The sequence below is a fragment of the Alteromonas sp. W12 genome (assembly GCF_001924945.1).
Lineage (GTDB): Bacteria > Pseudomonadota > Gammaproteobacteria > Enterobacterales > Alteromonadaceae > Alteromonas > Alteromonas macleodii.
The window spans coordinates 409,790-428,928 of the sequence record NZ_LQXH01000007.1 but is presented as its reverse complement, the minus strand read 5'-3'; the positions used below and the strand labels follow the sequence as shown (position 1 = coordinate 428,928).

The 19,139-nt window shown below is 47.1% G+C and carries 14 protein-coding genes; all 14 read right to left on the bottom strand.

Features of this window, described 5'->3' with window-relative positions; all coding sequences use genetic code 11:
* Positions 1–5 precede the first annotated feature (5 nt).
* Positions 6–1,553 carry a chemotaxis protein CheW gene (locus AWH61_RS09455; RefSeq protein WP_014950418.1) on the bottom strand — a complete coding sequence of 516 codons (1,548 nt, stop codon included), beginning with the start codon at positions 1,551–1,553 and terminating at the stop codon, positions 6–8.
* A 36-nt stretch (positions 1,554–1,589) separates the two neighbouring features.
* Positions 1,590–3,497, bottom strand: a complete 1,908-nt coding sequence (locus tag AWH61_RS09450) for a methyl-accepting chemotaxis protein (RefSeq protein ID WP_039227964.1) — start codon at positions 3,495–3,497, stop codon at positions 1,590–1,592.
* Between the two features lie 374 nt (positions 3,498–3,871).
* The gene (gene mutT / locus AWH61_RS09445) at positions 3,872–4,252 is read right to left on the bottom strand and encodes an 8-oxo-dGTP diphosphatase MutT (protein WP_075176902.1); all 381 of its coding nucleotides are present in this window, start codon (positions 4,250–4,252) and stop codon (positions 3,872–3,874) included.
* Complete coding sequence (gene secA / locus AWH61_RS09440; protein ID WP_075176901.1) at positions 4,252–6,960, bottom strand: preprotein translocase subunit SecA; 2,709 nt, start codon at positions 6,958–6,960, stop codon at positions 4,252–4,254. The genes mutT and secA overlap by 1 nt, the downstream gene beginning before the upstream one ends.
* 181 nt (positions 6,961–7,141) lie before the next feature.
* A complete protein-coding gene (locus AWH61_RS09435; RefSeq protein ID WP_014950422.1) occupies positions 7,142–8,020 on the bottom strand; it encodes a M23 family metallopeptidase in 879 nt (292 codons plus the stop codon).
* A 208-nt stretch (positions 8,021–8,228) separates the two neighbouring features.
* The gene (lpxC, locus tag AWH61_RS09430) at positions 8,229–9,140 is read right to left on the bottom strand and encodes a UDP-3-O-acyl-N-acetylglucosamine deacetylase (protein ID WP_014980041.1); all 912 of its coding nucleotides are present in this window, start codon (positions 9,138–9,140) and stop codon (positions 8,229–8,231) included.
* Positions 9,141–9,353: 213 nt separating this feature from the next.
* Positions 9,354–10,520 carry a cell division protein FtsZ gene (gene ftsZ / locus AWH61_RS09425; RefSeq protein WP_014980042.1) on the bottom strand — a complete coding sequence of 389 codons (1,167 nt, stop codon included), beginning with the start codon at positions 10,518–10,520 and terminating at the stop codon, positions 9,354–9,356.
* A gap of 108 nt (positions 10,521–10,628) precedes the next feature.
* Positions 10,629–11,858, bottom strand: coding sequence for a cell division protein FtsA (gene ftsA, locus AWH61_RS09420; protein WP_075176900.1), 1,230 nt, complete (start codon positions 11,856–11,858; stop codon positions 10,629–10,631).
* A gap of 7 nt (positions 11,859–11,865) precedes the next feature.
* Positions 11,866–12,636 carry a cell division protein FtsQ/DivIB gene (locus AWH61_RS09415; protein ID WP_014977223.1) on the bottom strand — a complete coding sequence of 257 codons (771 nt, stop codon included), beginning with the start codon at positions 12,634–12,636 and terminating at the stop codon, positions 11,866–11,868.
* A gap of 2 nt (positions 12,637–12,638) precedes the next feature.
* Positions 12,639–13,622, bottom strand: a complete 984-nt coding sequence (locus AWH61_RS09410; RefSeq protein ID WP_014950427.1) for a D-alanine--D-alanine ligase — start codon at positions 13,620–13,622, stop codon at positions 12,639–12,641.
* 1 nt (position 13,623) lies between these two features.
* Complete coding sequence (murC, locus tag AWH61_RS09405) at positions 13,624–15,069, bottom strand: UDP-N-acetylmuramate--L-alanine ligase (RefSeq protein WP_075176899.1); 1,446 nt, start codon at positions 15,067–15,069, stop codon at positions 13,624–13,626.
* Positions 15,069–16,187, bottom strand: a complete 1,119-nt coding sequence (gene murG / locus AWH61_RS09400) for an undecaprenyldiphospho-muramoylpentapeptide beta-N-acetylglucosaminyltransferase (RefSeq protein WP_075176898.1) — start codon at positions 16,185–16,187, stop codon at positions 15,069–15,071. The genes murC and murG overlap by 1 nt, the downstream gene beginning before the upstream one ends.
* Positions 16,180–17,604 carry a cell division protein FtsW gene (gene ftsW / locus AWH61_RS09395; RefSeq protein ID WP_075176897.1) on the bottom strand — a complete coding sequence of 475 codons (1,425 nt, stop codon included), beginning with the start codon at positions 17,602–17,604 and terminating at the stop codon, positions 16,180–16,182. Before ftsW ends, murG begins: the two co-directional genes overlap by 8 nt.
* Positions 17,601–19,133 carry a UDP-N-acetylmuramoyl-L-alanine--D-glutamate ligase gene (murD, locus tag AWH61_RS09390; RefSeq protein ID WP_075176896.1) on the bottom strand — a complete coding sequence of 511 codons (1,533 nt, stop codon included), beginning with the start codon at positions 19,131–19,133 and terminating at the stop codon, positions 17,601–17,603. Before murD ends, ftsW begins: the two co-directional genes overlap by 4 nt.
* Between the last annotated feature and the right edge of the window lie 6 nt (positions 19,134–19,139).

Here is a 19,139-nt window from a genome sequence, read left to right as displayed (position 1 = left end):
ATTAGCTAGCATTGCTCTTGAGCTTTAGATACCGCATTGTCATCGAGCAAGACTTTGGGCTCGATAATTTGAATAATGCGTTTTTCATCGTTCAGCTTAATCAGGCGGTTTAAGAACTCAGATTGCATCTCAGAAAGAGAAGGCGCTTCTTCAATAGTCTGTCTAACGACGGTCTTCACTTCGGCAACACCATCAACGATGAACCCGGTACGCTGTTTATCTTTAGTAAGAACAACGATGCGCTGACGTTCTGACGTTTCGCTGCACGGCATACCTAAGCGGCTACGCAAGTCGATAACCGGCAACACTGTACCGCGAAGGTTAACAATGCCTTTCAGGTAATCTGGCGTACTCGGCACACTTTCAAGCTTTTCAGGTACTCGCGTAATCTCTTGGGTATCGTCAATGCTTACGCCGTATTCTTGCCCATTAATCCAAAAGATAACGTATTGCTCGCAGTCATCTTCATCAATTGCTAAATCGTTGCCATCATTCATTTGAGACTCCTGCTGAATATCGGCATCAAGACTGGTTAAAGCGCTCATCAGCGCACGGCTGTAGATGTTAGAAAGGTTGATAATAGACACCAGGCGTTTGCCGCCATCGCTGCGGTAGACCGCTTCAAGCAGCCCCGATTCCGCGCCGTCATTACATACCGAAGGAACAGATTCCAGTTCAGCTTCAGAAATAGACACCACATTACTGACTTTGGCTACCACAAAGCCAACGCTACCAAACTCACTGTTTTGCGTTACTACAATGCGCGATGCTTCGTTAATTTCAGTGCGCATCATGCCAATGGAGTTCGACAAGTCGACAATGGGAATGATGCGGCCGCGCAGATTGACCAGCCCCAAAACAGAAGGTGCACTATCCGGAAGTTGCGATATCTCAGCGGGAACACGCACAATTTCTTCTACATCTTGAAGGTGAAATGCGAACTCTTGTTCCTCTAGCGAGAAGCACACTAACTGCTGCAAATTCTCGTCCTCTTGAGAATCTTCAGGCGCATCGTTATCAATATGCTGCATTCCCGACAGCTGCATAGTATTGCCATCTTGCTTGACGACTGCCTGTGCTTTTGCAAGCGCAGAAACATCAAGGATTTGCTCTACAGGCTGGTCGCTTTGTTTAATGATGCCCTGCATATAGTCGTAGGCGATAGAATCCGTCATTGAGGTTTTATCGATAACAGCATCGCTGCTAACACTGTAGACTCGCAGTACTCTGTCTACCAGAAATCCTACGCTACCAAGCTCAGACTCCACTACAACTACGCGGGTTACGTCACTCTCTTGTGACTTCGCTCCAAGTAAGATTGTGCTTAAGTCATACACGGGCAATACGTTCCCACGTAAGTTTGCTAAGCCAATCATTTGTGCGGGACCAAGGGGGACAGACACCATAGTCGGTACGCGAATGATTTCGCCCACCGCAAGCATAGGAAAAGTGAAACGCTCCTCGTTGACCATGAAGGACACGAACTGTTGTTCACCACCTGACATTGGCTCAGTTTCGTTTGCGGTCTCGTTATTCGTATTTTCGTTACTCATGAGGCAAGCTCCTCTATTAGACACAAGCGCTATGGATTAGCCGTTTTGCATTTCGTCAGCCACTGAAGCAATTTCTTCAATGGACTTGGCCAACACTTCCATGCCTTTACTTTGCTGGTCTGCTGCGTTAAGTGCCTGCTGACAGTTACTGCTCGCTTGCTCATTTGCCGTCGCAATTTGCTCTAGTCCCCGCTGGGCCTGTGTAACACCCGCGGCAATTTCTTCACCCCGCTCTTTCATTGCCTGGTTATATTGCACAACTTCGTCGATATCAGTCGCAATTTGCTCGACATCTTGCGTAGTTTGCTTCGCTTTCATGACCTCTCTAGATGCACTTTCAGCAACATTAGTTAAGTCTGTTTTTACGCTCATTGTCTGGTCTTGAATGGCTTTGATGAGGTCTTTTATCTGCTCTACATTTTCAGCAGCTTCATCTGCTAGGCTTTGAATATCTGCAGACACGACCGCAAAACCTTTGCCATACTCACCTGCTCGCGCCGCTTCTACCGCGCCGTTTACTGCCAACATGCTGGTTTTCACTGATACCGTGGTAATAGTGTCGATAACCTTGTCTATTTGGCGCGTCATGACTTCCATCTCACTGATAGCACTCACATTTTCTTTGCTAGTTTCAAGCGCCAGATTTATGCCGCTAACCATTCCCTCAATCAGCGCACGGTTTTCTTTAAGTAATCCAGTAATAGCATTGCCTTTCTCTAACGCTACATCACACTGCGCTGAGGCTTTATCAACACCTTCTCTTAACAGGTCAATATTTCCCACGGCTTGGTCGACAGAGCTTGCTGCCTGCTGCGAACCGTTATTCACTTGAGTCAATGCCGTCATGATTTCACTGGATGAGCGATTGATTTCTTCGAGGGTTGCTGACAGCTCTTCAGCTGACGATGCCACCTCTTCTGCGCTCTTGTTAATGTCTGTGCTGTTTTTAAGCTCTTCGGTGATTATTTCTAGTGACTGTGCAGCCTGTTCAGCTTGAGACAAAGCAACACTCTGCTCAGAGACATTAGATGACACTTCCTGAGCAGCGGTTGACTGCTCGTCGGCCGCGCACGAGATTGCTTCTGAACCAGTTTGAATTTCTTTAGCCGCTGCATCCATCGATTTGACTTGTGCCTGTAGTTCACCCGCACCGTCAGCAATGCTCTGCATGTCTGATTTTATGGTGATAAGTTGCTCGGTAACCGCTTGGCCTTTGGTCACTTCCTCAAGCGCCGCTTGCGATGATGATTTAACGGCATCAGAGACACTGTTAGATTGCTGTTGAATACGCTCTATCTGCTTAGCTATATCTGCAGCACTTTTGTCTGACACTTCTGCGAGCGCGCGAACTGTATCGGCGACTACAGCAAATCCCTTTCCGTGCTTACCAGCCCGTCCCGCTTCAATAGCAGCGTTAAGCGCTAGCAAGTTCGTCTGATCGGCAATGCGGGTCACTTGTTTGACAGCTTCGCCGATGTTTGATGCTTGTTGCTCTAACTCGCTCATCATTACTACAGAGCGTGATTGATGCTCAGATGCGGTTTTAACGCTGGTCATCATGGTGCTTAAATCACCGACAACGCGTTCAAGATAGGTTTGAAGCTCGTTGGTTTTGTCCATTGTCGAGCCTGCCAATTCAAGCTGTGCAACAAGACCACCTGAAATCTGTGTGATAGCCGCTAAGCTTTCTTGGCTTGCACTGCTCGATTCCTCGGCGCCTGCTGCAATTTCGTTAACTGCAGTGGATAACTGATCGGTTGCGCTTGAGGCCTGATTTATACCACTTGCTAATTCAGTCGTGGCGGAAGCAACGCGCTCTGCGGCTTGCTGCTGCCTCGCGAGTGTTCTTGCTTTGCGGCGCTCCTCTTCCGCTTCTTTACGCATCTTTGCATCAACTCGCACTGCTGGTGCGACTGTTTGTTCGGTAGATTTTTTGAGCGCCATAAGTAACCTCGATATGTGAATGGCTGTAAAAACACTATTCAAATATCGTTGAGAACCGGGCGCATTAATGTATTAAACGAAATACGTTTGTATGAAGAGGGGTACGTTGTTTCCGTAGAAACATAATTCAACGGCAAAATGGCGCAAATGTCATAAATGACACTTTTTTACATATCAATATAAAATCAAAAACTTATATACGTGTGTTCTAGAAAGATGATGCTAGCGACTTTGTCAAAGTACAATAGTCTAATGCGCTTCTGAGGATTGAGATTAATTTTTAAAAAAATTACCGAGGAATTAGCAACTTATACTTAGGTATAAGAAAAAAGCGGCTGAACGCCGCTTCACTTTGTACGGTGGATAACGCAGAACTATTGTAAAGCGTTAATTATGGGAACGTTTGCTTCAGGAAAGTCAGAGGCGTTTAGTGACGTTACCTTGACCCACCGCGACTGTTGGCCTTCTTTGCCGTGCGGCTCGCCGGTAAAATCACACACGCGATGAACATCTAGTTTAACTTGCTTGTCGCCGTAATCATGGGTGATCACAATCACAGGCTCGCTTCCGTTCACAATAATCCCAACTTCTTCAGCAAGCTCTCGCTTCAGCGCCTGTAGAACGGTCTCACCGTCTTCTACTTTGCCGCCGGGAAATTCCCATTTTCCGCCCTGATGAACATTGTCAGGGCGAAGAGTAATGAATATTTCATCGCCGCGGGCGATAACGCCCACAGCAACATGTACTACTTTCATTACTTAAGCTTGCCGTGACACTGCTTATACTTTTTACCAGAGCCACAAGGACATGGGTCATTACGGCCCACTTTCGCACCTTCGCGAACTTGCGTACGTACTTTGTCACTTGCCTCTTCTGGCGTTGCGTTCGCTTCTTCGTGCTCGAAGTTCTTAGGCACATCGTCAGCTTGACGACGTTGTTCTTCTACTTTTTGCACGTCTTCTTCAGCTTGTACTTTTACACGCGCAAGAATAGTGATCACTTCAACTTTAAGCGCTTCTAACATTTGTGAGAACAAAGCAAACGACTCACGCTTGTATTCTTGCTTAGGATTTTTCTGCGCATAGCCGCGTAAATGAATACCTTGGCGCAGGTGATCCATTGCCGCCAAATGCTCTTTCCAATGGCTGTCTAGGTTTTGAAGCATTACCGCTTTTTCAAACTGACGCAGTACCTGCTCGCCCACTACCGCTTCTTTCTGCTTATAAGAATCAACGACTTCGCCAAGAATGCGCTCGCGAAGCTTCTCTTCGTAAAGTTTGTCGTCATTTTCAAGCCAGGTCTTGATTGGCAAGTCTACGGCGAAATCGGCACGCATGCGCTCTTCAAGTCCGCTTACATCCCACATTTCTTCAAGAGACTGTGGCGGAATGTACTCATCGACAACACTTGAAATAACGTCTTCACGAATAGCCGCGATAGTCTCGCTAATATCACCTTCATCAAGAAGCTCATTGCGCTGCTCGTAGATGACTTTACGCTGGTCGTTGGCCACATCATCGTATTCAAGCAACTGCTTACGAATGTCGAAGTTACGACCTTCTACTTTGCGCTGTGCATTCTCGATGGCGCGAGTTACCCACGGATGCTCAATGGCTTCACCACGCTCCATACCTAAACGCTTCATCATGTTGCCCATTTTTTCAGAGGCAAAGATACGCATAAGTGCGTCGTCTAATGAAAGGTAGAAACGGCTTGAACCGGGGTCACCCTGACGGCCCGAACGACCGCGAAGCTGGTTATCAATGCGGCGAGACTCGTGACGCTCTGTACCAATAATGTGTAAACCACCTGAGGCAAGCACAGCGTCATGGCTTTCTTTCCATTCGGCTTTGATCTTCTCGATTTGCGCTTCAGTTGGATTTTCAATCTTTTCTACTTCTGCCTGCCAGTTACCACCTAACACGATATCGGTACCACGACCTGCCATGTTAGTCGCAATCGTAACCGCGCCTGGCTTACCAGCCTGAGCGACGATATCTGCTTCGTGTTCGTGGAACTTAGCGTTAAGCACTTTATGAGGAATTTTCGACTTCTTAAGAATGCGAGAAATGAGTTCTGAATTCTCGATAGACACAGTACCCACAAGCGTAGGTTGACCGCGTTTAACGCACTCTTTAATGTCTTCAACAATGGCTTCGTATTTTTCTTCTGCCGTTAGGTAGATGAGATCAGCCATATCTTTACGCTGCATAGGACGGTTTGTTGGGATAACTACCGTTTCCAAGCCGTAAATATGGTTAAATTCGAAGGCTTCTGTATCTGCTGTACCTGTCATACCCGCAAGCTTGTTATACAAGCGGAAATAATTCTGGAAGGTAATTGACGCAAGAGTTTGGTTTTCGTTTTGAATACGAACCCCTTCTTTCGCTTCTACAGCTTGGTGTAAACCTTCAGACCAGCGACGGCCTTCCATCGTACGACCCGTATGCTCGTCAACAATAACGATTTGGTCTTCTTTAACGATGTAGTCTACGTCTTTAGCAAACAACTTGTGTGCACGAAGCGCAGCGTTAATATGATGAAGCAGTGAAATATTACCTGCAGCAAACAGCGACTCGCCTTCAGGTAGCATGCCCTCTTGCTGAAGAATTTCCTCAACGTGAATTTGACCGCGCTCGGTAAGGTGAATTTGCTTGGCTTTAAGGTCAATCGTGTAATCACCGTCACCCTCTTGGCCTTCTTCATCCTCTTTTTCTTGCTGAACAAGTTTAGGAATAATAGTGTTGATACGGCGATACAGTTCTGAGCTATCTTCGGCCTGACCAGAGATAATAAGTGGTGTACGGGCTTCGTCGATAAGAATTGAGTCAACCTCATCCACTACCGCATAGTTAAGCGGGCGCTGTACGCGGTCTTGTGGGCTAAATGCCATATTGTCACGAAGGTAGTCAAAACCAAATTCGTTGTTCGTACCATAGGTTACGTCTGCTTGGTAAGCTTCACGTTTTTGCTGTGGCGACATACCGGGTACGTTACAGCCCACACGCATGCCTAGGTAAGTAAATAACTGGTTACTCCACTCAGCATCACGGCGGGCAAGGTAGTCGTTCACGGTCACAACGTGAACCCCTTTGCCTGACAAGGCGTTAAGGTAAGTTGGCAAGGTAGCGGTAAGCGTCTTACCTTCACCCGTACGCATTTCTGAAATTTTACCTTGGTGAAGTACTTGACCACCTAGCATCTGAACGTCGAAGTGACGCATGCCGTATACGCGTTTACTTGCTTCACGCACAGTAGCGAAGGCTTCTACAAGAATATCGTCAAGGGTTTCACCCTTTTCAATACGCGCTTTAAATTCGTCTGTCTTAGCCTTTAGCGCCTCATCGGAAAGCTTTTCAAATTCTGCTTCCAGTGCATTGATGGCATCTACGTTTTTGCGTAATTTTTTTAATAGTCGGTCGTTTCTACTACCGAATACTTTTCGAAGGATGCTTGAAAACATTAGCTTTATTATTCCACTACTTGTCGAGGCGCCGCACAATGTGCACAGCTAAATTAAACGTATAAAACACAACGGTAACCACGTTGTGCTTTGCGATGTTCTAAAATTATGCTTCTTCGTTTTAGATGACTTTTAATTAATAAAGGCACCGTCTACGAGAATTACCTGGCTGCTACCTATGCTACTTTTTGTAGACAAAAGGCAGAGGATCGACTTGTTTTCCGTTTCTTATTACTTCGTAGTGAACATGAACGCCAGTTGAGCGCCCCGTATTGCCCATTTTAGCAATAGGTTCCCCTTTGGTTACCACGTCGCCTATTGAGACAGTAAGGGTGTCGTTATGCCCATAGCGGGTAACAAAACCATCACCGTGATCAATTTCTACAAGTTGGCCATAGCCGTAGCGATCACCAGCCCAGGTCACAATACCTGCGGCAGTTGCCACTACGTTTTCCCCTGCCTTACCAGCGAAATCTAGCCCTTTGTGCATAGTTGGTTCGCCGGTAAACGGGTCGGCCCGCATACCATAATAAGAAGACAACCACCCTGACTCTATCGGACGACCAGATAATTGGCTCTGTTCGTGGATATGGTGACCCCTGACCAAACTTTCAAGCATAGACAACTGTTGAGACTTCAAATCGAGTGATTGCTCTAGTTTGGCTATTTCGTGAAGGATGGGATCGTCTTGAAGGTTATCCGGTATCGATACCGGTACGAAAGCGTCCAGGTCAGCCGCTGACATACCTAATTCTGTTGCGATTTGCTTACCTTTCTCGTCCAGCAATGTAGCCTGCGCAGATAACTCTGCGACGTGAGAAAGCAAAGCTTGTAATTTGACCGTTGTTTGCTGCTTTAACGCTTCAACGTCTTTTTGTCGTTCGTTGACTTCAGTCTGTGCCAAACGAACTCGTGCAATATCTTCTGATACCGATTCTGTTGAACGGCTCGACACTAGCATAAAAATAGACGAGAGCACGGTTGCGCTCACAAGCGTACGGACACTAATACTGTGCCTATAGCGTTTATTTTTACCAGCGAGTGTAATTGTTAGTTTCATACCACGAAGAAAATTGCTGTTTCACGCCACTCTTTTCATACCACTTCATACCACGATGAATGTGTTTTTAGCCAAAGGCGACAACCTTCGACCTATCGTTTTTATGTCACATGGGTGAAATTTATATTAATTATTCGGCTACTGTATCATTTATTTCAGTAATTGCCATACGAAAAAAAGCCGCCCGTAAGGCGGCTTTTTAAAATTCTTACGCTAATGCGGGCTGAGCATAACGAATTGGTGCTGTTTCCTGCGAGTCATAGGTTACGAACTCCCAACACTCTTTTTGCGCAAGTACTGCATTTAATAGCTTGTTATTCAGACCATGGCCTGTTTTGTACGCACGCAATTCACCAATTAGACTATGGCCGCCAAGGTATAAGTCACCGATAGCATCCAAAATCTTATGCTTTAAGAACTCATCGTCGTAGCGCAACCCTTCAGGGTTGAGTACGCGGAATTCGTCCAACGCCACTGCGTTTTCCATGCTGCCACCCAACGCTAGGTTGTTAGCATTCATGTACTCTAAGTCGCGCATAAAGCCAAAAGTTCGTGCACGGCTAACTTCGCTTACATATGAGCATGAATCAAAATCCATCACCATATGCTGACGAGTCTGACTGATCACTGGGTGATCGAAGTCAATTTGGAAATCAACGCGGAAACCGTCGTAAGGCACTAATTCGGCCCACTTATCGCCATCTTCTACACGAACTGGCTTTTTAATACGAATAAATTGCTTAGGCGCGTTTAGCTCTTCGATACCGGCAGATTGAAGCAAGAATACGAACGGGCTAGCACTTCCGTCCATAATTGGCAGCTCGTTACTGTCTACTTCAACAATAATATTGTCGATACCTAAACCTGCAAGCGCAGACGCTAAGTGTTCTACCGTTTGGATAGTCACACCGTCTTCGTTGTTCAGGCACGTACACAGCATGGTATTACCTACCGCGTTCGCACGCGAAGGTATGTCAACATGTGGTTCAAGGTCAACACGCCTAAACACGATACCCGTGTTTGCTGGCGCAGGTCGGAGAGTCATTGTGACCTTTTCCCCTTTATGAAGCCCAATTCCGGTCTCTTGGACCGATTGCTTGATTGTACGTTGTCTAATCATCTGCTTAAGCTTTTACCTATTAAAAAAAGCGGGCGCGAATTATAGTGAGTTATTACTCACATGTCAAAGAACACCCGATCTGACGGATTTTACTCTGTCAGATTACGTATTTTGTTAATCCATTCACGCGAATTTTTCACGTCGTGTATGTACACCTTACTAGGTGAGACATCACAAACGCGAAATAATTCCCTTCCGTTTCAGGCAGCTAAATTAGTCTGCCTGCTTACGAAGAAATGCAGGAATATCCAAATATTCCAAATCATTTTCTGGCTGTGCACTGTCGTCGGCCTTCAGCGCCTGATTGCCCTCTGTACCGCCTACTGCAGAACGTGGTTCACTTGATTGCGTGTTACCGTATTCTTTTGCAGGCTGTGTTAGACGAGAGCCTTCAGAGCTTACTAGCGAAATGTCAGGCTTGCGCTCTGCGCCAATACCGGTCGCAACAACCGTTACGCGAAGCTCGTCTGTCATTTCCATATCGATTACTGTACCCACAACCACTGTGGCGTTCTCTGAGGCAAACGCTTTAACGGCGTTACCAACAGTCTCAAATTCGTCGATAGCGAAATCTGGACCCGCAGTAATATTCACAAGAATACCGCGCGCGCCTGACAAATCGATATCTTCAAGAAGCGGGCTGGCAATCGCGGCTTCCGCAGCTTCTTCAGCACGGTCTGGACCGCTTGCAGCGCCACTACCCATCATCGCTTTACCCATCTCAGACATAACGGTACGTACGTCTGCGAAGTCAACGTTGATTAGACCAGGACGGGTAATCAGTTCGGCAATACCTTGAACTGCACCGCGTAATACGTCATTTGCAGCGCTAAACGCTTGAAGAAGCGGCGTGCCTGGACCCATTACTTTTAACAACTTTTCATTAGGAATGGTAATTAGCGAGTCAACGTTGTTAGACAACTCAACAATGCCCTGTTCCGCAAACGAGGTGCGTTTTTTACCTTCAAATGGGAATGGCTTAGTAACTACCGCTACCGTAAGGATGCCCATTTCGCGAGCAATCTTTGCCACTTCTGGCGCTGCGCCCGTTCCTGTACCACCGCCCATACCGGCAGTAATGAAAACCATGTCTGCACCGTCTAGCGCCTGACGAATGGTTTCTCTGTCCTCTTGTGCTGCTTCTCGACCAATGTTCGGATCAGCACCCGCACCTAACCCTTTTGTTACACTTGAGCCAATTTGAAGTGTAACGTCTGCACTTGAGCTGCGAAGCACCTGTGCATCGGTGTTAACTGCAATAAATTCTACGCCTTCAATGCTTTGAGACACCATGTGCTCAACGGCATTGCCGCCGCCGCCACCGACACCGATGACTTTGATTACGGCTTCTTCGCCGTGACTATCCATTAATTCGAACATACTTACTCTCCGGTTGTACGTCTTTTAAACACTACGCCAGGTCATTCCCTTAGGCTAATTGCTTCCTGCTAGCCTTGATGCCGTAGCTATAGCGCCCCCAAAATAAAATTAAAATTCACCTTTAAACCAGCTTTGCACTCGATGAAATAAGCTTTCACCGGTCTTCTGCGTACTGGACTTCTTATTGTCAGATTGTACTTTGCCATATTGCAGCAGTCCTACGACTGTCGCAAATCCAGCGTCATCAACATATTCGGACAAGCCTTTTACGTTGATGGGTTTGCCCACGCGCACGGGCATCTGGAAAAGTTCTTCGGCAAATTCCACGGCACCTTCCATCTTAGCGGTACCGCCTGTAAGCACAACGCCTGCAGCGATTTGCTCTTCCAGACCGCTGGCACGAATTTCATCATGTACCAGCTCAAAAAGCTCTTGATAGCGAGGTTCAATCACCTCGGCTAACGTATGACGAGACATCACTCTAGCTGGGCGTCCGCCCACGCTAGGCACTTCAATGCTGTCTTCCATACTCACCATATCCTTCAATGCACAGGCGTAATTCACCTTAATTTCTTCTGCATTGCTAATAGGCGTTCTAAATATTTTAGCAATGTCGCTGGTAATTTGATTACCCGCAACCGGTATTACCGCCGTGTGACGAATAGCGCCATCGGTGTAGATAACCATATCCATAGTACCACCACCGATATCAACCACACATACGCCAAGCTCGCGCTCGTCGTCAGTCAGTACCGCATAACTCGATGCCAACGCTGAAAAGATCAGCTGATCGGCATTAAGTTCACAACGCTCAACACATTTCACCATGTTTTTTGCCATATCGTCGGCACAGGTAATAATGTGAGCATCCGCTTCCATTCTTACTCCCGACATGCCAATAGGGTTCTTAATCCCTTCCTGCACATCAATAGTAAATTCTTGTGGTAACACGTGTAGTAGACGACGTTCCGCTGCAATTGGCACACTGCGCGCTGCATGAATAACGTTATCTACGTCTTCTTGTGTTACTTCCTGATTGTTAATCGGTACCATGCCATTTTCATTTTGGCACTTAACGTGTCGTCCCGAGATAGACATAAAAACTGAAGACACACGGCAATCTGCCATTAACTCCATCTCGTTTACTGCACGCTGGACCGATTTCACCACCAGGTTCAAATCGTTAACGCCGCCCTTATCCATGCCTTTCGATGCATGGGTGCCCACGCCAACAATACTGATTTGATCATCTTCTAGTAATTCACCCACAACAGCTTTTACTTGGCTGGTGCCGATATCTAGTCCTACAATCAAATTGCGTTCAGCAGGTTTTGACATGGTTTCCTTAACTCTCTTCATCTGTGGCGCTGTCGTCTTTCCATCCGACTGCTACGCCCGTGTCATAGCGAAGGTCGACGTATTTCACCGCCTTCTCTTGTTGCGCCAGAAGTGGATAAACATCAATAAAGCGTTGTAGCCTATCGATAAACTCCTGACGTCCTAAATTCAATTTAATGCCGTTTTTCAACTGCACTTGCCATGCAAATCGCTCGCTTAAGGACAGCTCGTCTAACGTCATATCCGTCGTCGCAATCAACGCGTGCATGGCGTTGTAGCCTTCAAGGGCGGTTTTTTCGCTGCCACCTGGGCCGTAAAGGCGCGGTAAGTCTAACTTCACGCCTTCGTCGTTAAACGTATCGCCATAAGGGTTTAACAACAAATCTTCATTCCATTGCGCAACCGGCTGCTGCTCAACCAAATAAATTTTTAACGTATTTGGCCACTTCTTTCTTACTGACGCGCGATAAACCCAAGGCTGCGCTTCAACAAGCTCAAATACTTCGTTGACGTCAAGCGCGAAAAAGCTTCCAGGCTGCGCCTTGCGTATTAACCGCTCTAGCTTTGTAATATCGATGTGCTGATAATCACCAGAAAAATCGATAACCTGTACCGGCATTTGCTGTTCATCCTGCAAATACTGGTTTGCTTTAAGCCCACCAAACACTAATCCAGCAATAACAAACAGTAAGAAAGCGACGCCGCCCCACACTGCCGTTTTACTTTTGCCGCTCTTTGCAGAAGCGGGCTTACCTTGATTAGTGTTGGTATCAGCCACGTTTACGCCTTGTTTGCAACGTCATCAAAACTGGTAGAAAGAATACTTAATACCAGTTCATCAAAAGTTAATCCTGCAACTTTGGCTGCCTTAGGCACCAAACTTTTTTCTGTCATGCCAGGCACTGTGTTCGCCTCTAGCAAATAAAACTGCCTTTGGTTGTCCTGCATAACGTCAATTCTACCCCAGCCGCTGCCAGAAATAGCATCAAAAGCACGGGATGCTAGTTTTGCTAGCTGTGCTTCTTGCTCTTCAGACAAGCCGCTTGGGCAATAGTATTCTGTTGTATTATCCTGATATTTCGCAGCATAATCATAGAATGTATGTGGAGTAGACATGCGAATAGACGGCAACGCCTGTCCCTGCAATACAGAAACAGTGAATTCGGGGCCATCTATATACTGCTCTAACAGGACTTGATTATCGTATTTAAAGGCGTCCTGAATGGCAGTTTCGAGCTGTTTAGCGCTTGTCACTCTTGCCATGCCAATACTCGACCCTTCTCTGGCCGGTTTTACCATGACTTCATTCCCCAATTTATCCATTATAGCGCTGCACTTACCAGCTTCAAAGTGCCTTTTATCAGCAATTTCATATTTTGCAGTGGGTAAGCCTAAACTTTGCCACACTTGCTTAGTATGAATTTTGTCCATTGCCAGTGCAGAACCTAAAACTCGACTTCCGGTATAGGGGATTTTTAGGAACTGAAGGGCTCCTTGCATAGAGCCATCTTCACCACCGCGACCGTGCAGCATAATGAGCGCTCTATCGACGTTGAGGTCGATAAGGTCGGTCAGAGGTCGCTCTGCTGGGTCAAACGCAAACGCATCTACGCCTTGTCGTAACAATGCATTTAACACCGCATTGCCCGAATTAAGCGATACTTCCCGTTCAGCAGAATCACCGCCGAGAAGCACAGCTACTTTGCCATACTCGTTCGGCGAGTGGGTTTTCTGTGAGTGAATACTTACTGAAGGTGTAAACATCTTATTCCCCTTCCTTTGCAAGTGTGATCGGCTCTAGCGCGTGACGAGCTAAGAGCTTAGCAATTTGTCCGATATTTCCCGCGCCTTGTGTCATAACAATGTCGCCATTTTGCATGATATTCGCCAAAATAGCTGGTAAGGCGTCTTTGTCACCTACGTATACAGGCTCGATTTGACCACGCTGACGAATGGAGCGGCACAACGCTTTACTGTCAGCGCCTTCAATAGGTTGTTCACTGGCAGCATATACATCCAGAAGCAACAAGGCATCAACACTCGACAGTACTTCAACAAAGTCTTCGTAAAGGTCGCGGGTTCGCGTAAAGCGATGTGGTTGATAAACCATAACCAAGCGCTTATCAGGCCAGTTTGCACGAGCCGCAGCGATAGTCGCTCTTACTTCGGTTGGATGGTGACCATAGTCATCCACCAAACACACCTCGCCCTTACTGGTAGTAAACGTACCTAACTGCTCGAAACGACGACCTATTCCACCAAAGCTGGCTAATGCGCGGATGATAGCGTCGTCATCTACACCTTCATCCGTTGCTACAGCGATAGCGGCAAGGGCATTAAGCACGTTGTGGTTACCGGTGAGGTTCAGCGTTATATCTAACGGTTCGCGTTCTGGGCGAATAACCGTAAAATTCGCTTTACCGAATGACAGTGAAACATTTTCTGCGCGATAGTCATTGTGAGATTCAAAACCGTAGGTCAGAATACTTCGGCCTATACGAGGGCGAATCTCTTGAATATTTGCATCGTCACCGCACACGATGGCCTGCCCGTAAAAGGGTAGGTTCGACAAGAAATCAACAAAGGTATCTTTCACCTTTGAGAAATCGCCACCATAAGTATCCATATGGTCGGCTTCAATATTGGTCACCACGGAAACCATCGGCTGCAAATGAAGGAAGGACGCATCGCTCTCGTCAGCCTCTGCGATTAGATAACGGCTTTTGCCTAGTCGCGCATTCGTACCAGCGCTGTTAAGCAAACCACCGATAACAAACGTAGGATCATACTCCGCTTCTGCGAAAATCGTTGAAATCAAACTGGTTGTAGTCGTTTTGCCGTGGGTACCCGCCACCGCAATACCGTGGCGGAATCGCATCAATTCTGCCAGCATTTCTGCACGGCGAATAATCGGAATGCGCTTTTCACGAGCCACGATAATCTCTGGGTTTTGCTCGTTGATGGCGCTAGACACCACAATAACGTCCATGCCTTCAACATTTTCCGCACGGTGGCCTATTTTCACATCAGCACCTAATTCGCTTAGCCGCTGTGTCATTGGCCCTTCTTGTATGTCAGAGCCAGCAATAGCATAACCTTCGTTTAATAATACTTCGGCAATACCACCCATACCGGCACCGCCGATACCAATAAAGAATATATTTTTAACCCTGCGCATTTGCGGGCTTTCAAATGGGGTTTTAAAAACCATTAGTCCCCTACTCCTACCACGCTTTTAACGTGGCTTACTACATTTTCCGTGGCATGAGTGCTTGCACATGTTTTCGCAACAGCACCCATCTTTAAGCAGCCTTCAGGGTGTTGTAACCACTGACGCACCGCCTGCCCTAAATTTTCTTTCAATACAGATTGAGCAATCATCAGTGCCGCATTTTGCTTTACTAACGACTGCGCATTTTTTGTTTGGTGATCGTCAACCGCAAAAGGTAGCGGTACGAAAATCGCTGCGCGTCCGGCAGCTGCAACTTCACTTACCGTAAGCGCACCGGCTCTACAGACAACAAAGTCTGCCCATTCATAAGCTGCGGCCATGTCATCAATAAAGTCACTGACATCGATTTTCGACATATCTGCGCCCACCGACGTGTAGGCTTTAATGACACCTTCACTGTTGCCTTTTCCACATTGGTGTTTGATTGATAAACCTTCTAGCACCCCGCAAGTCTCCGGCACGGTTTCATTGAGAATTTGTGCGCCTAAACTGCCGCCTACAACAAGTAAATTAAGGCCTCGTTTATGCCCTGTGGTGTTTTCACGAGCGTCTGCGTCAATGTCTACAGATTTGGGCTTCACCTGCCAAATTTCATCTCGAACAGGATTGCCCACAGTATGCACCTTAGTAGCGCCACCTGAAAATTGTTCTTTGGCATCGTCAAAGCCCAGAAGCACGCGACTTGCGAATTTACTAAGAAGCTTATTGGTCATGCCTGCCGCTGCATTTTGTTCATGCACAATAACGGGAATACCTAAGCTCTTTGCAGCAACCCCACCAGGGCCGCTAGCGTAACCGCCAAATCCAACAACGATATCAGGTTGAAGGCGCTTTATAATTCGCCTTGCAGAAAATAAGCTTTTAACTAACGCAACAGCACCTTGAAGACGTGCCGTAACACCTTTGCCACGAAGCCCTTTTACCGGAATAAAGTGAATAGGTATGTCGTGCTTAGGCACAACTTGCGCTTCCATCCGCTCGGCGGTGCCTAGCCAATGAATGTCCCAACCTTCCTTTCGAAGCGCGTTTGCCACTGCAAGCCCTGGGAAAACATGCCCGCCTGTACCGCCAGCCATAATTAAGCAACGCTTAGCCATTATCAGCCTCCTGCGCTACCCGCGCGAGTATAGCTTTAATGCCAGCTTTTCCTTCGTCTTCTGTACTTGATGTTTTGGCGCTAGGTTTAGCTTCAACCGTCGCTGTAGAAAAATCCGCTTCATCGGCCCCGCTCTCTACACTTGCCTCACCTTCAGCTTGTGACGCTTTAGTTTGCGACGCGCTTGTAGGAATAGGCTTTTTACGGCGGGCCTTGCTCTTACCGGATTTGCTGTCGCCCCGGCCAATCGCCTGTACGCCATCAACCCGTAATTCAAAATCGATACGAAGTAATATGGCTACTGCTACTGACATGATGATAAGTGACGAGCCGCCGTAGCTAACTAACGGCAGTGTTAACCCTTTTGTTGGCAGAATACCTGCGCTTGCACCAATATTTACCGCCGTTTGGAAACTGAACCAGATGCCTATGCTGTAAGCCATGTAACCATCAAACGCTCGCCCTTTTTCAAGTGCCTTATTTCCAATGCTCAGTGCACGCAACACCATCCACAAAATAAGGCCGAGTACGGCAAGCACACCAACGAAACCTAGCTCTTCCGCTAGGATGGCCATAACGAAGTCAGTGTGTGCTTCGGGTAAGAATTCCAGTTTTTGCAAACTATTGCCTAGGCCTTGCCCAAACCAGTTACCGCGGCCATAGGCCATCAAAGACTGGGTTAGCTGATAACCAGCGCCAAACGGATCAGCCCAAGGGTCTAAAAAGGACGTAACCCGTTTCATTCGGTATTCTTCAAACACGATAAGCGCTACAACCGCCAATATGCCTGCAAACACCAGTGCGAAGAACTGCCAAAGTCGTGCACCAGCTAAAAACAGCAAGCCAATCGTGGTTGCAAACATCACAACGACGGTACCTAAGTCTGGCTGTAACAGTAATAGCATCGCTAACGCAAAGAACACGACAAGGGGTTTAATAAATCCTTTTAGATTTTCGGTCACTTCTTCGTAGCGGCGAACCAGATAACCAGCCAAATAGGCAAAGAAAAAGAGCTTAGCAGGCTCGGCAGCTTGAATGGTTATAGGCCCAATCGCCAACCAACGGGTACTCCCGTTTACAGTTCTTCCCACTACCAGAACTGCTAGCAATAGCGCGATGGCCGCGAGCAGAAGATAGGGATTGGTCATGCGCCAAAACTGCATGGGCAAATTCAGCACTACCATAGCGGCAACGATCGCCCCAACAATGTAAATACCGTGGCGAATAGCAAAATAGAAGGGGTTGTCGTGCAGCCTATCGGCCACCGGCATCGACGCCGAGGTGACGATAATAATGCCAATACTCATTAGCGCGAGCGCAATTAAGATAAGCGTCACGTCATAGGGATGCGTTGCCGAAGGTTGTCCGTCATGCTTCGCGGCAAATAACGCGCTAAGTTTGGTAGAGGCAGCAATCATGATGTGGCCTCCACAGCGTCGTCGTTCTTACTGTGTAGATTAAGTAGGTCGTGTACATCTTGTTTAAACACGTCACCGCGATGCATATAGTTCTTAAACATATCTAAACTTGCACACGCAGGCGAAAGCAGCACAACATCACCAGGGGCAGCAAGTCTTGTTGCTGCTTTTACGGCGTCTTTCATCGTTGCCACACGAGTTGTATGCGCAAAACTCTTTTCAAACAGGTGTGCATCTTTGCCCAAAGCAAACACGTGCGATACATATTTAGTTAGATAAGGCGAGAGGCTGGCTATATCAGCGCCTTTAGCGTCACCACCTGCAATAAGAATGAGCTTCCCTTGTATAGTCGGGGCTAACCCTTCAAGGGCAGCTACAGTGGCGCCAATGTTGGTTGCTTTGGAGTCGTCGATATAGCGGATGTCGTTTACACGGGCTATTTCCACACACCGATGTGGTGCAGCTTTAAAACTGTGTAGATGTTTAACCGCGAGCACTGGCGAAACACCTAGCTGTTGGCATATGCCTAATGCAGCCATGATGTTTAGTACGTTGTGCATGCCCGCCAAATGAATATCGCTAAGGGCAATAAGCTTTTCGCCTTTAAACGTTATATATAGACTTTGTTCATCGTCACGAGCACTATCGTCACCGTCAAAAGACGCAATCGCAAACCCTGTGGTCGACTCTCCCAGTCCATATTCAACGATATTTTTTGACGCTAGCGACTCTTCATTAGACGCGGCATTAGATTCGCCATTAGATACTGCATTTGATGCAGCATTACCCTTAGCGTCAGCAATAATCTGCTCGTCTGGCGCTACAAACTCACCGTCTCGCCATACAATCGCAGATTTCGCGTTATCAAAAATGCGATGCTTGGCATCGATATAGGCTTCAAGGGTACCGTGACGGTCAAGGTGATCATCGGAAATATTAAGGACAGTAGCAGCTTCGAGCACCAAGCTTGACGTTGTTTCAAGTTGAAAACTTGATAGCTCCATCACCACTACGTCTGCATCACTTTGAAGCGCTTCAAGCACAGGGCGACCTACGTTACCCGCTTCAATACTTTTTACGCCGCAGCTTTTGAGCAGATGGTTCACTAATAAAGTAACCGTGGTTTTACCGTTAGAGCCGGTTATACCTACTACGCGCTTAGCTGGCGTAGCATCACTCGTGGAGGCATTTAATCGGGCAAACAATTCCACGTCGCCGATCACCTCAACACCACACTTTTGCGCTAAAGCCACTTGTTCAATATTCAGAGCAAGCCCCGGGCTTAACACCAAGGTGTCTACACCATCAAAGTAATCTTCGCTTAGAGCAGTGCAAGTGACCTTCTCCGCCATAAACGCTTGCATGTCAGTATCAATATCAGAATCAGGGTCGGTAACTAGGGTAAAATTAGCACGGGTATCAAATGCTTTAACCGTTGCCTGCTTTTGCAACAAAAAGCGCACGCAAGCCTGACCTGTAACACCTAGGCCACCGACTACATAACTATGCTCACGTACGTTATACGACATTACGAT